The sequence below is a fragment of the Hungatella hominis genome (genome assembly GCF_014288005.1).
GTDB lineage: Bacteria > Bacillota > Clostridia > Lachnospirales > Lachnospiraceae > Hungatella > Hungatella effluvii.
This window is the reverse complement of sequence record NZ_JACOPB010000025.1, coordinates 52,048-65,019: the sequence shown is the minus strand read 5'-3', so window position 1 is coordinate 65,019 and position 12,972 is coordinate 52,048. Positions and strand designations below refer to the sequence as shown.

Annotated in this window: 13 protein-coding genes; all 13 read left to right on the top strand. The window is 45.5% G+C overall.

Translation table 11 applies throughout. The features are described from left to right. The first annotated feature begins 42 nt into the window (after positions 1 to 42). The 13 genes from H8S75_RS29615 (at position 43) to H8S75_RS29555 (ending at position 12,908) form a co-directional block, all read left to right on the top strand. On the top strand, positions 43 to 816 hold the full coding sequence (locus H8S75_RS29615; protein ID WP_243270521.1) for a type IV secretory system conjugative DNA transfer family protein: 774 nt from the start codon (positions 43 to 45) through the stop codon (positions 814 to 816). 14 nt (positions 817 to 830) lie between these two features. Next, positions 831 to 1,124, top strand: coding sequence for a hypothetical protein (locus H8S75_RS29610; protein ID WP_187024578.1), 294 nt, complete (start codon positions 831 to 833; stop codon positions 1,122 to 1,124). A gap of 111 nt (positions 1,125 to 1,235) precedes the next feature. Further along, positions 1,236 to 1,628: a hypothetical protein gene (locus H8S75_RS29605; RefSeq protein WP_055176255.1), complete on the top strand. Its 393-nt coding sequence runs from the start codon at positions 1,236 to 1,238 to the stop codon at positions 1,626 to 1,628. Further along, positions 1,609 to 2,577: an MvdC/MvdD family ATP grasp protein gene (locus H8S75_RS29600; protein WP_187024577.1), complete on the top strand. Its 969-nt coding sequence runs from the start codon at positions 1,609 to 1,611 to the stop codon at positions 2,575 to 2,577. The genes H8S75_RS29605 and H8S75_RS29600 overlap by 20 nt, the downstream gene beginning before the upstream one ends. Then, a complete protein-coding gene (locus tag H8S75_RS29595; RefSeq protein WP_187024576.1) occupies positions 2,577 to 3,341 on the top strand; it encodes a hypothetical protein in 765 nt (254 codons plus the stop codon). Before H8S75_RS29600 ends, H8S75_RS29595 begins: the two co-directional genes overlap by 1 nt. Before the next feature lie 256 nt (positions 3,342 to 3,597). Continuing rightward, on the top strand, positions 3,598 to 4,569 hold the full coding sequence (locus H8S75_RS29590) for a S1 RNA-binding domain-containing protein (protein WP_235623326.1): 972 nt from the start codon (positions 3,598 to 3,600) through the stop codon (positions 4,567 to 4,569). A 104-nt stretch (positions 4,570 to 4,673) separates the two neighbouring features. Next, on the top strand, positions 4,674 to 4,889 hold the full coding sequence (locus H8S75_RS29585; RefSeq protein WP_002570134.1) for a cold shock domain-containing protein: 216 nt from the start codon (positions 4,674 to 4,676) through the stop codon (positions 4,887 to 4,889). 13 nt (positions 4,890 to 4,902) lie between these two features. Beyond that, a complete protein-coding gene (locus tag H8S75_RS29580; RefSeq protein ID WP_157386407.1) occupies positions 4,903 to 6,306 on the top strand; it encodes a DUF6273 domain-containing protein in 1,404 nt (467 codons plus the stop codon). A gap of 18 nt (positions 6,307 to 6,324) precedes the next feature. After that, on the top strand, positions 6,325 to 10,338 hold the full coding sequence (locus H8S75_RS29575; protein ID WP_187024575.1) for an Ig-like domain-containing protein: 4,014 nt from the start codon (positions 6,325 to 6,327) through the stop codon (positions 10,336 to 10,338). A 100-nt stretch (positions 10,339 to 10,438) separates the two neighbouring features. Next, positions 10,439 to 10,681 carry a hypothetical protein gene (locus tag H8S75_RS29570; RefSeq protein WP_002570131.1) on the top strand — a complete coding sequence of 81 codons (243 nt, stop codon included), beginning with the start codon at positions 10,439 to 10,441 and terminating at the stop codon, positions 10,679 to 10,681. Further along, on the top strand, positions 10,665 to 11,084 hold the full coding sequence (locus H8S75_RS29565) for a PIN domain-containing protein (protein ID WP_055176239.1): 420 nt from the start codon (positions 10,665 to 10,667) through the stop codon (positions 11,082 to 11,084). Before H8S75_RS29570 ends, H8S75_RS29565 begins: the two co-directional genes overlap by 17 nt. A gap of 58 nt (positions 11,085 to 11,142) precedes the next feature. Continuing rightward, the gene (locus H8S75_RS29560) at positions 11,143 to 11,805 is read left to right on the top strand and encodes a class B sortase (protein ID WP_187024574.1); all 663 of its coding nucleotides are present in this window, start codon (positions 11,143 to 11,145) and stop codon (positions 11,803 to 11,805) included. Positions 11,806 to 11,939: 134 nt separating this feature from the next. Then, positions 11,940 to 12,908, top strand: coding sequence for a transglutaminase domain-containing protein (locus H8S75_RS29555; protein ID WP_187024573.1), 969 nt, complete (start codon positions 11,940 to 11,942; stop codon positions 12,906 to 12,908). Positions 12,909 to 12,972 lie beyond the last annotated feature (64 nt).

The following is a 12,972-nucleotide window of genomic DNA, read 5'->3' as shown; positions in this document are numbered from 1 at the left end:
ATAGGCACTAAAAAGTAATCTTAGTCGGTGGAACGCCGTGTGATGGGAAACTATCACGCACGGTGTGGAGCGGGGGAAAAGCCCGAGGTGGAAACACCAGAGGCTTACCTATCGCTATTAGGAGTTGTCCCGGATTTTAAGAAAAAACTGGCTACAGCAAGGAGCAGGCAGATTGGAATGTGTATTTTGTATCAAAATATTCCACAGCTTCAAAACCGCTATCCTGACGGACAGTGGGAGGAGATTTTGGGAGGGTGTGACACCTCATTATTTCTGGGCTGCAATGATATGACAACGGCAACCTATTTCAGTGACCGTTCGGGAGAGATTACAGTTGGGGTATCGTCCATCCGCAAAAGTTACCAGACCATGAGGATGACGGACTATGTTCCGGACTATTCGGAATCTGCCTCCGTGGGAAAAAGAATGTTGCTACTTCCTGATGAGGTGCTGCGGTTTCCTCTTGACCAGGCATTGCTGATTATCCGGGGGCAAAAGGTGCTTCGGGTTAAAAAAATTGATTATACCAGGCACCCGGAGGCCAAATACCTGAAACCGGAAAAGACAGGGGTACATGTGCCGGAATGGTGGGAGCAGGCGGAGAAAAACGCAAAAGAGCGGGAGCAGGCGGAGGATAGCAGGCGGAAACCCCAGTCTTCTGCCTGGGGTGAAGGGAAGGAGGACGCAGAGGAAGAACCGCTACAGTTACATACTGTTTTTCATGACAGGGGAGAAGGAAAGAAGAACGGCAATGATCCGAAAGACCAGGAGGGAGGACGTGGCCGGATAGAGAAGGTGGAGGATTTGTTTCAATAATTTAAGGAGGAGCTATGCAGGGGATGATGATTTTTGAGAGTCCTATTATATTTTTGGGATTTGCAAATATTATGAAGGCAGAGTTTGACGTGGATATTGATTACACGGACAGGGCGGCGGTACTGCGCGCGGCTCAGGCCTTGGTTCCCTATGAGGGAGTAGAAGGATTTTTGATGTTTACCGGTTGGGACAAGGATAATCCGGAATGCTGTAGTGAGGAATACTTGGTGGAGAACCGGATCTGCCGCTGGCTGGATGGAAAATTTGTTTATTTTAGCAGACTGTTGTGGGAGAAGAATAAGTTCTAATATTGAATTGTCAAAAAGCTAAAATATATTTCGTGGAAAAAAGATGGTTGTTGTGGTAAAATAAAGTATTATGAAGTGACGCAAATTATTGGAAGAACGGGGGATGTATTTGTGAGTAGACCTATTATTTTAGATTATGTTACACCAAGAACGGGTGACATGAACAAAGTGTTTGTATACGATTATGTAAGAGATATGAATGTTTTGGCAAGCAATCAAGATTTGGAATTCATAGGGTGCGGTGAAGCTGATTGTTTGGCGCAGACAGAAACCCGTGTGGCGAGAGAAAGTGATGATGATGAGTATAGGGCATGTGAACTGGAAACAAAGACGGAAGTTACTCGTGAACGCGATGAAGAGGAGATTAGTTTTACAGAGTTAACTACAAAAACTGCAGAGAGTAGGGAACGTGACGATGAAGACGTTTTTTCTTTATTAGAACTTATATCAAAGACATTTGCAGACAGAGAAAGAGATGATGAAGATGATTATTATCTTGACTAATAAGGATGATGTAACATCTGATTTTGTTGTACGAGAATTGAGAAATCAACGGTTAGAATATTATCGTTTGAATACAGAAGATATTCCACAGAAGATAGACGTCATATTTTCTATAGAAGATGATAAATTTGTATTAGTTGACAAAATAAAAAATATTCAAATTGATCTTAGTCAAATTTCGGCCGTTTATTTTAGACGAGCACAGGTAGCTGGGTTGGAATACTTAGATGAAATTAGTGAACAGGAGAGAGAATATTTACGTGGGGAACTTGCTTATTTATTAGAAGGAATCTATAAAATATTAGAAAACCGTTGTTGGTTAAATAATATATATAAAATTAGAGAAGCAGAAAATAAAATTTATCAATTGCAAGTGGCGAGAGAATTGGGATTTATAATTCCTACATCACTAATTACCAATATTCCAGAAACAGTTATCAGCATGGTAAATAGATATAATAAAGATTGCATTATCAAACCAATAAAATCAGGAAATGTTGATATTAAAACATCCTCAAAGATAATTTTCACATCTCAAATTGAAAAAGATTTTTATGAAGATAAAACAAGAATTGCAGATTTTCCAGTATATTTACAAGAAAATATACATAAGCGGTATGATTTGAGATGTATTGTAATCGGAAAACAAGTATATTGTGCGCAAATTGAATCACAGGAGTATGAAGATTCAAAAATTGACTGGAGAAGAGGTAAGAGTTTTTTAAAACATATTAAACATGAGTTGCCAAATGCAATAAAAGAAAAATGTATTGAGATGACTAAAAAGTTGGGGTTAAAGTATTCGGCCATAGACTTAATACTGGACAATACTGGAAAATACATATTTTTAGAATGTAATCCTAATGGGCAATGGGCTTGGTTAGAAATACGTTTAGGATTTCCTATCAGTAAGGAAATTGTAAATTTGCTAAGCGAAGGGAGTCGCTGATGGGTGTGGTAAAAACGTTGAAAAGTATAAGAGAATTTTTTTGGCCATTATTAGATCCCTTAGATGAAGTTAGCATACGTCAAATAACTATTGAAGACTGTAAATTTAATGATGATGAAATTGATATGAAACTAAAATATTTGGAAGATAATAAAAGAAGTGAAGAAGATCGAAAAAAAGAGGTAGAATCTAAAGCAACAATATTCATAGGAACGTTTGCTGTTGCTACTACAGTGTTAATTAATATGGCTAAGGAATTCATCTTTAGTCCTATTCTGCAAACAGAATCTTTAAACTATGCAGTGGTCCTTTTAATCGCATTAACGATTATTTATTTATGCAGAGCAATTCAATATGCAATAAGGACACTAAAAAGACGAAATTATAATACATTAGGTTTTCCAGATTTTATGTTAACAGAAGCAATGGATAAAAAGAAGCAAATTCTGGTCATCCAATATAATGCTATTAAAAAAAACCAAAAAGAAATAAATATTAAGGTAGACTATATGACAATGGCGCAGGAGTATTTTCAACGAGCAGTTACGACTGTGCTATTACTTACAATTATGTTTTTAGGAGCATTTATAATGCAGAATAAATTCTTTTTGGATAATATTTTGAATATGATTCAAGAAATAGTAACAACTCAAACGGCAGTGGTTCTGGTTATAGGTATAGCATTAATATTCCTGGTTATTATTATATTCCTTTTTTGTAAGATTCACTCTTTGGAAAAACGAATAAATGGTGACAACAATTAGTAAAAACAAATTAAAATATTTATTTTACAATAATCTAAAAATGACCAGTCGAAAAATGAGACGGTATTGCGACTATATTGCGTCGCCAGGCTTATTGACATAGGATTCTGTCTATTCTATAATGATATCATGAAATTTATATACTTACATGCAGGAAGCAGCTTCTCATTTTGAGGCTGCTTTTTTGCGTTCCGGTGTTTAGAGCAGAGGGAAAATCTCTGATTCTATAAATAATTGAGGAAAGGATGGTTTGAGAGTGGCAAATCTAAAAGAGGAAGAGGTGAGAACATCGAAAGAGACAGCGAGGGAAGCGCTGCAGGCAGGTGCAATGGGGATACTAACGGTTGATACGGATGGACAGACCAGGCCCCTGCGCGAACAGGAGGATGTAAACTGGCATGAACTGACGAATGCGTTTCGTACCAGAAAGATTTTATCGGGTATGCTTGGCGGAATTGAAAAACTGGAGAGCGGATGGGTTGTGGCTGTCATCCAGTATAAGGGATACCGGGTCATTATCCCTATGGAGGAGATGATGATTAACCTGGAGGGAGACGGCAGGGAAAATGCGGATACGGTCAACCGTCAGACAAGGCTTGCCAACAATATGCTGGGCGCAGAGATTGACTTTATAGTGAGGGATATGGATCAGAAGACACGGAGTATTGTTGCTTCGAGAAAAGAGGCTATGGTAAGAAAACGTCAGCTCTTTTATTTTACAGAAGGCACAGATGGACACCCCATGGTGCGTCCGGGCAGGATTGTGGAGGCCAGGGTGATCGCGGTGGCTCCCAAAGCGGTCCGTCTGGAGGTTTTCGGTGTTGAGTGTTCCCTGAAAGCAAGGGATATGGCCTGGGAGTGGATGGTGGATGCTAATGACAAATTTGCCAACGGAGATATTGTTTTGGTAAAAGTTTTGAAAATGACAGCAGAATCACCGGAGAATATGCGGGTGGAGGTGAGCGCCAAGGAGGCGCAGCCTAATACAAATAGGGAAAATCTTATGCGCCTTCGCAGACAGGGTAAATATGTTGGAAAGATTACGGATGTCTATAAGGGGACTTATTTCATCCATCTGAATAACGGCGTTAACGCGGTAGCCCATTCCTGCAACACAGCCAGTCTGCCGGGACGCAAGGATGAGGTTGGCTTTGTTGTCACCAGGATCAATGATGAAACACAGGTGGCTGAGGGAATTATCACCAGAGTCATTAAAAGGAACATGTAATGGGATATGGCCGGTAACCGGCGTCAGGCAGCAGGCAGAAAAAAGCCTGCTTTTTTCATACCCCAAAATAGGTGCGAAGGAGCATCGGAAAAGGAGAATAAAATATGTCAGAAGTATTAAAAGGTACTACGAAATGGTTTGATGCAAAGAGGGGATTCGGCTTTATCACGGACGAGGACGGGATTGACTATTACGTCCATTTTTCTGAGATCCAGATGGATGGTTTTCGGAAGCTGAAGGCGGGGCAGAGTGTAACCTTTGAAGCGGATGAAGACGACAGCCACCGCAGCATTGCAAGAAATGTATCCCTGGAAGAATAGGCAGGGCTATCTTATGAGGCGGAAAACGATCAGGGCGGCGGGGATTATGGCCGCCTTTTTTCTTATGTCTACATTTCCTTCGTTTGGCAGTGAGATGGCAACGCCTTTCGATGCTGGCATTCCCGCAGCGGAAGAACACATCCATGAATTAGTGGAAGAAGTAGTAGAGCCAACATGTCTGTTAAGCGGAAGCAGGATTGTGACATGCCGGCTGTGTACGGATTACAGGGAGGAAGTTATCCTTCCTATGCTGGGACATAGCGACCAGGACGGCGATTTTTTATGCGACCGTTGCGGCACACTTTTGGAGCTGTTTCAAAGAGGGGAAAAGCAGATGGTCAAAACCGGTCTTCCGGACGAGTGGGGAGAAATGACATTTACCTGTATAGATGCGGATTATAAGGGCGGACAGTTATTTTTAGCGGACCGGGTCATTCCCTATTCCTTATGTTCCGGTTTTGGAAATGGGGAGAGTTATGATACCTCGGAAATTAGAAACTGGCTGAATCTGCAGTTTGCAGATGGGCTGTCTGTGGCAGAACAGATTCTCCCCATCAGGCTGGCCGAAGGGAATGACAGTATCAATGACCGTGTTTTCTGCCTTTCCCTTGCAGAGATCCGGAGCGAACCATACAAGCCCTATACCTTGCAGACCTGGACTCCGAATACGGGAAACCGATTTTATTGGACCAGGACCATGGCAGAGGATCGCCATGCCTATGTGGTTCAGTATAGCGGCCATATTGCAGCAGAACAGACTGATACGATGGAGGCGGGAATCCGCCCGGCCTATGTCTTAAAAAAGCCGGGGGAGAATGTGACGCAGGAGCGGCTCTGGTATACGGGGGATGTCCAGGAACGGACCATTGCAGGAAAAACCTATACTTTTCGCTGCATAGACCCGGATTATATGGATGCCGCCAAAAAGCGAGGGGCTCTGTTTCTGTGCGATCAGATTATTGGAGGAGACCAGGCTGTTTTTGATTCAGGAAGCAATGACTGGACCGGTTCCGGACTCAGGGAGTGGTTAAACCGTAATCTGGAAAACACAGAAAATATTGCGGACACGGCAACAACGGTACGGTATTCTTATTTAGGCGCATCATCCGCTTATGAGATTGTCCTGAAACGTTTTACAAAGTCTGCTGTGCGGCAGGGAAATTCGATGGACAAACTGTTCTGTCTGTCACTGGAGGAGGCAGCGCGGTACAAAGACAGCTTATGGAAGCTGAACGGGTCCGATTCTAACAATTATATAAATGCGGGTACCTATACGATGGGCTACTGGCTGAGAACGCCGGTGACAGGCGGGAACCGGGTGTATCAGATATCCTGGGACGGCCGTGTTTCGGCGGGGGAGGTAAGCAGTCAGAGCATTGGATTTAGGCCGGCATTTGTTGCGAATCAATCAGAATAAGAAATTGAGGAGGAAAACATGGATAAGAGAATAAAGAAAGGTTCGGCTGTCTTGACTGCCTGGACGTTGATTGCTATTATGGGGATTTCGCCTGCAGGGGTCGCATTTCCTTCCTATGCAGCCATTGCCGAACGCACGGATCAGGAAATAAAGGCGGCAAGCAGATCAGAGGCTGGGAGAACCTATGATGTTACAGAGGAACAGATTGGGGAAAATCCTGAGTTGACGGACACCGAGCTCAGAACGAATCCTGAAACAGCGGATACCGAAGTCAATGAGAATTCCGAAGTTACGGATACCGCTTCAGAAACGGATACAGATTCGGAAAAAGAGGAGGAAGAACTGGAGCAGGACCGTTCAGAGGCGGATATTCCCGAAGCGGAGGAGGAAAAAGACAGGGAGGAAATGCCGGAAGAAAGAATAACAGCGACACCTTCAGAAGCGGTATCGGAGAAGGAACAAGCTCCTGAACTGGAGGAAATTGTGGAAGCCACACCTTCCAATGCGCTGCTGATGGCCGGGGATTTGTGGGGCGGCATAGAAATGTCGGATCATTTTGATGGAGAGGGTACCGTGGAGTCCCCATATCTGCTTCGGAATGATAAAGATTTAAAACTTCTGGCCTATCAGGTGGCAAATGAGGAAGTTGATGGCTACAAGGGATGCTATTTTGAACTCACGAAGGACATCTCCTTAAATGACAGTGCTTCCTGGCTGCCGATTGGTTATTACAGAAGTCTGACAGATTCAGAACCATATCCATTTAAGGGAAACATAGAGGGAAATGGTTACCGTGTCTATAACCTGAAAATCAGTGATACGAGCCAGAACTATGCGGGCCTGTTTGGATATACAAACGGCGCGTCCATTCGGAACCTGACTGTGGACGGACAGGTAAATGCGGCGAATAAAGCGGCCCTGATTGTGGGGGAAGCGAATGACACGGTGATTGAAAAGTGCTTTTCTCTAGGGCAGGTCCGGGCAGCCGGCGTCCTCGGCGGTATTGTCGGAGAGGCTTATGACAGCATGATTTCGGATTGTAAAAATACCGGAAGTGTGTTAGGCGGAACCGATATTTCCGGCAGCCTGGAGGCGTATGCCGGGGGAATCTGCGGCTCTGCACACTCCACTTTTATTGGTGATTGTGTCAGCGACACCAATGACAGTTACAGCTCCCTTTACTCCGAGGGCTGCGTCGGCGGTATTTGTGGAAATATCTATGACAGTGAGGTTTATAACTGCTATGTGCAGGGAAAAGTGGGAAGCACATCGGCAGATTATATCGGCGGGCTTGTTGGGCGCATGCAGAGCGGACGGGTGAAGAACGGCCGGTTTGCAGGAACCATCGGGGCTTCCACCGCATCTGCTTTAAAGACAGCGGGTCTGTTTATCGGATTTATTGAGGGCGGAAATATCGAGCTGGGAGATCATCTGGAATACCTGTTTGCCAATTCGGAGGATAAGTTTGCATTGAATCCATTTGGAAACAAGCTGACTCCGCAGATTAGGCTGGAACATCATATCGGGGCGTACTATTCCAATAACCGGGATTTTTCGCTGTATCAGATGGGCAGCTTTGTAAAACAGACAAGCCGTTTCTTTTATGAGGAATTAGAGGAAGGGGTTTTGGCAATCGGGGACAGCAATATCCATCATATCGCGGCCAGCAAGACCGGAGACCCCATCCGGGGATATTTAGTGACGGTACCTTCGGTTGACTATGGAACATTATCCGTCATGGAATCCCAGAATAACTATGTGAAGGAAATTAACTGGGCGAATCCGGGGGCGGTTGCAGCGGGAACCAAAGTGCTGGTCTACACCAGCCCGGTCAACAATACGGAGAGCAATCCGCCTGTGTATTATGAGCTGGAGCCCGGATCATTAACCTGGGTGTCGGACGATGGCGGACATCATGAAGAAATCAACACCGACACAACCGATATTTCCTTTACCATGCCGGATGAGAATATCACAGTCTCAGCTAAATACCGGGCTATGACAAACGGAGTGGTACTTGACCGCGACAAGCTGAACTTTGAAGTGGAACAAATCAGAAGCGGGTCCCGCTGGAATCCTCAAATTGCCTGGAAGATTACAGATCCGCAGCATCTGACTGCCACCGTTATTCCGGATTCGGCCGCCAATAAAAATGTGGTCTGGAATGTGAAGGATACCGATGGTTCCTCAACCGATGTGATTTCTGTGGACGACAAAGGTGCTGTGACCGTAAACCAGGATGCAAAGTGGATACAGGATTTAATCAAGGCCGGCGTGACCAACCAGGAGCTGTATCCGTCCAAACCGATTACGACAGAGGGTAAGAATTACGCCTCCGTAACCGTGACAACAGAAGCAGGACAGAAGCGGGCCAGCTGTCTGGTCACTGTGGATTTCAAAATTACAGACGAGACAACCGTGCCGGTGTCCAATATTACGCTGAACCAGTCGGAAATCAGCTTTGATGTTGTCCGTGTCCTGAGCGGAAACCGGTTGCAGCCGGAGGTGGCTTATCGGGTAACACCGTCCCAAAGGTTATATGAGACAATCACTCCCGAGTACGCAGATAACAAAGCAGTGACCTGGAAAGCCGGGGATGGAGATATGGTGACTGTGGACAGGGACGGGCTTGTAAGCGTGAATAACCAGGCCAGATGGATTGCAGATTTGATCAATGTGGACAATGAAAATCTGAAGCTGAATCCATATGATGCGTCCATCGCCAGCGGAAACCGGTCCACCTACATAACGGCAACTACCGTAGATGGCGGAAAACAGGCGGTCTGTGCCGTAAACATTGATTTTTCAACCGAAGACCATACGGTCGTCCATGTGGAAGGGGTACAGCTGGAAAAAAAGAATCTGACATTTTCCATAGAGAAAATCATGGAAGGCAACCGGTTAAATCCTTCTGTCCGGTATGAGGTGACGCCAGCCCAGAAACTGAATGCGGTAATTGTGCCGGACCAGGCAGATAATAAGAAGATTACATGGGAGACCAATGACGGCTCCGTGCTGACCGTGGATCAGGGCGGAAGTGTGGAGGTAAACCAGGATGCAGCATGGATACAGGCTTTGATTGCAAATGATGAAGCGCGGCTGAAAGAAAATAAGTATGCTCTTTCCAATGCTTCGGGGTCTAAGAAGGGATTTGTGGTTGTCACTGCAGAGGACGGACAGTACAAGGATACCTGCGAAGCGGACATCACATTTACTACCACCGATCTTACCATTGTCCATCCGGAGGAGGTGAAGTTGAGTAAGGAGGAACTGGTATTTGACATTGAACTGGTGAAAGAGGGCAGGAGAAGCAATCCAACCCTTACCTGGAACATTACGTCGCCGCAGCAACTGAGTGCGTCTGTGCTGCCGGAAGCCGCCCATAACAGAAACTACACATGGAGCGTCAGTGACCAGAATATGATAAACGTTGAAGATGGTATGGTCACTGCCAATCATGAGGCAAAGTGGATACAGGACTTAAACGGTGCGGCAGGCAGCGCCGAGGCAGCTGTTACGGTGACGGCCGAGGACGGCGGGATTGAAAAAAGCTGTAAGGTAATCCTCCGTTATAAAACAACAGACCGGACTTATTCCAGCTCCGGTTCCGGTTCTTCCGGCGGCGGTGGTGGTGGTTTCTCCAGTTCCGTCAGACCGAATACAGTTACGGAGACGGGGCCTGCTGGAACCTGGCTCCAGGATCAGACCGGCTGGTGGTTTAAGTATACAGATGGAAGCTACCCGAAGGATACCTGGGTGCAGCTTGGCTATAATGGAAAGCTGGAATGGTATCATTTTGATGAAGCCGGGTATATGCAGACAGGCTGGTTTACAGACAAGGACCAAAACCGCTACTTCCTCCACAATGTCAGCGACGGCACCCAGGGACACATGGTTACAGGCTGGTATCTGGTGGAAGGAAAATGGTATTATTTCAATCCGGTATCAGACGGAACCAGGGGAGCTCTTTTTGTGAACCGGACGACACCGGACGGTTACACAGTGGGAGCTGACGGCGTATGGCTGCCCTGAGTCCCTTGCTGCCTGTAATTTTTGTTGTATTGAAAACAGGTTTAGGATATAATTAGAATTAGAAGATACCTGTTGAGATACAGCAAAGGAGGTGCAATCCATGGAAGTATTGAGAGAAATCATAAACAGCGACAGGCTGAAGACGCTGTTCACAGTGCCAAAGTCAATGGAGAATATGGATGTGGAGGTGATTGTGTTGCCACTTGCAGATAAAAGAAGACAGAAAAGAGAAGTCGATGTGGAGGCCGCCCTGAAGAACATTACGGGAATTATCCAGGATGAGGGGATGTCTTTAGAAGATTACCGAAATGAGAGGCTTGAAAAATATGCAGGTATTGATTGATACGAATGTAGTGCTGGATGTGTTGATGCAGCGTCCGGGATATGAATTGTCAGGACGGGTACTGCAGATGTCTGGGAAGGGAATCATCAGAGGCTTTTTATCCGCCTCGGCTGTCACGGATATCTACTACATTTTGAACCGCCAGATGAAAGACCGCGTGAGGACCGTGGATAGTATTAAAACAATCCTGAGCCTGATTGATGTGGCAGATGTGACGGGAGAAGATATCAGGGAGGCGCTGGACAGCGGTTGGAAGGATTTTGAGGATTGTGTCCAGAACCGGGTTGCAGTGCATAACCATGCCCGCTATATCGTTACCAGGAATATAAAGGATTATGAGGGCGGTGGGCCGCAGCCGGTCACACCGGAGGAATTTTTAAAACATATGGAGCCAAATGAATAAAATGCATGCAAGATACCTGCTTTTCGGAGTGGGTATCTTGTTTTTTCTGGTGTTTTTAATGAAGGGAGAACAAACCGTGAATTCCGATCCGGACAGCCCTGTTACCTTTGCCAAGGCGAAAATGGCGGAAAAAGAGGAATGGGGGGAGGTGGAAGGTGATTATCATCCGCCAGTTCCATTTGAGCAGCTCATGGAGCGTAATCCGGAAATAGTCGGCTGGCTTTTTATAGAAGGGACGAACATCAATGAACCAATCATGCAGTCTGCGGACAACCGGAAATATCTGACCGTGGGATACGAGGAGGAGGAGAATCCTGCCGGAGCTGTTTTTTTAGATTACGAGTGCAAAGAAGATTTTTCTGGCCTGCATAATATTATCTACGGACATAATATGAAAAATGGGACAATGTTTCATGATCTCGTAAACTATAAAGAGGAGTCCTATTTCAGACAGCATCAAAACATAATCATTTATACCCCGGAAAAAGAAATCCGCTTACGTCCCATAGCCGTTGTCTGTACAGAAGGGGCAGGAGTGAGGAGAATGACAAGTTTTTCAGATATGGCATCGTTTCAGGAGTACGCTGAAACGATGCTGGAAGGCGGATTGTATAAGGAAGACAGGGAATCTGGTATCGCCAGGCTTTGGACTTTTGTGACCTGCAGCTATGAATTCGATAATGCCAGGACAATTTTATATGCCAGGGAGTGTACCCCGTAGGAAACTCAAATCTTGTTTTTTCATGCAAAAGTCATGTTTTTTTCTGAAGCAGTGGACACGGGAAAACGCAGTTTGGTATGATGAAAGTGAGATAGTGGATAAACGAGTCAAATTTTGGGCTGGAGGTGGATAAAATGAAGAAGAAATGGATTCGTATTACTGCATTGTCACTGATTTTATCATCCATGACGGCGGTTTCTGCGTTTGCAGGAAAATGGGCAGGCGATGACAACGGCTGGAGATATGTGAGAGATGACGGAAGCTACCAGGGAGACGGCTGGCTGGAGGATAAGGGAAATTGGTATTATATCTCCAACGGATATATGAAAAACGGATGGATTAAGGACAACGGCAAAGATTACTTCATGGGAGTGACCGGGGCCATGCTGAGGGATGCTATCACGCCGGATGGATTTAAGGTGGGAAGCGATGGGGCCTGGCTGGGGCCGGAATCCGTTATTGATGAAAGAGGCTTTACGACTCCATACGATAACCACAGTTATTTCCTGGATGAAAATTCCCTTGAGCTTATTTATGACGCAGAGACAGATTATGCGGAGGAGCTCGGCAGATGGGGGATGTCGGATATCCGTGTGTTAGCGGCTCTAAGGGGCGTTTATCCGGTGAGCGGCCTCAACGAAAAAGAGGCGGCCGTATATCAGAAAACAGCAGAGTTTCTATCGGACTTTAACTACGGGCTGAGCGACAGGGAAAAAGCGGAACGCGTATATGAATATATCCAGGAGCGGGCTGTCTATGACACCGGGGAATTCAAACCGGATTCAGACACCATTTACGGGGTGCTGGTTCTGGGAAAATCAGAATGTGTGGGATTTGCCAGGACGTACAAGCTGTTGAGCAATGCGGCAGGGCTGCGGTGCGGCATCAGTGATAACGCCGCCCATGCGTGGAATAGCGTTATGATTGATGGGGAATGGAAAGGGATTGATTCCTCCACGATTGGAATGAGTTCCTCGTTCTACCTGGACCGGAAAGGCTTTTCCTGCCCAATCTGTGGTACCAGTTATGTTTTCGGCGCCAGGGAATCGGCATGGACCTGTCCCATCTGTGGTATTGAGTATGATAATCCTGGCTTTCAATAAGTTATTCGGTACCGCAAACAATACAATATGAATGAAAAAACACATCCAGGCAGAACCATGTTGG

Coding starts and splice junctions, on each gene's coding strand:
- H8S75_RS29615 (WP_243270521.1), top strand. CDS start 43: ATGGGAAACTATCACGCACGGTGTGGAGCGGGGGAAAAGCCCGAGGTG.
- H8S75_RS29610 (WP_187024578.1), top strand. CDS start 831: ATGCAGGGGATGATGATTTTTGAGAGTCCTATTATATTTTTGGGATTT.
- H8S75_RS29600 (WP_187024577.1), top strand. CDS start 1,609: ATGATTATTATCTTGACTAATAAGGATGATGTAACATCTGATTTTGTT.
- H8S75_RS29595 (WP_187024576.1), top strand. CDS start 2,577: ATGGGTGTGGTAAAAACGTTGAAAAGTATAAGAGAATTTTTTTGGCCA.
- H8S75_RS29585 (WP_002570134.1), top strand. CDS start 4,674: ATGTCAGAAGTATTAAAAGGTACTACGAAATGGTTTGATGCAAAGAGG.
- H8S75_RS29580 (WP_157386407.1), top strand. CDS start 4,903: ATGAGGCGGAAAACGATCAGGGCGGCGGGGATTATGGCCGCCTTTTTT.
- H8S75_RS29575 (WP_187024575.1), top strand. CDS start 6,325: ATGGATAAGAGAATAAAGAAAGGTTCGGCTGTCTTGACTGCCTGGACG.
- H8S75_RS29570 (WP_002570131.1), top strand. CDS start 10,439: ATGGAAGTATTGAGAGAAATCATAAACAGCGACAGGCTGAAGACGCTG.
- H8S75_RS29565 (WP_055176239.1), top strand. CDS start 10,665: ATGCAGGTATTGATTGATACGAATGTAGTGCTGGATGTGTTGATGCAG.
- H8S75_RS29560 (WP_187024574.1), top strand. CDS start 11,143: ATGAAGGGAGAACAAACCGTGAATTCCGATCCGGACAGCCCTGTTACC.
- H8S75_RS29555 (WP_187024573.1), top strand. CDS start 11,940: ATGAAGAAGAAATGGATTCGTATTACTGCATTGTCACTGATTTTATCA.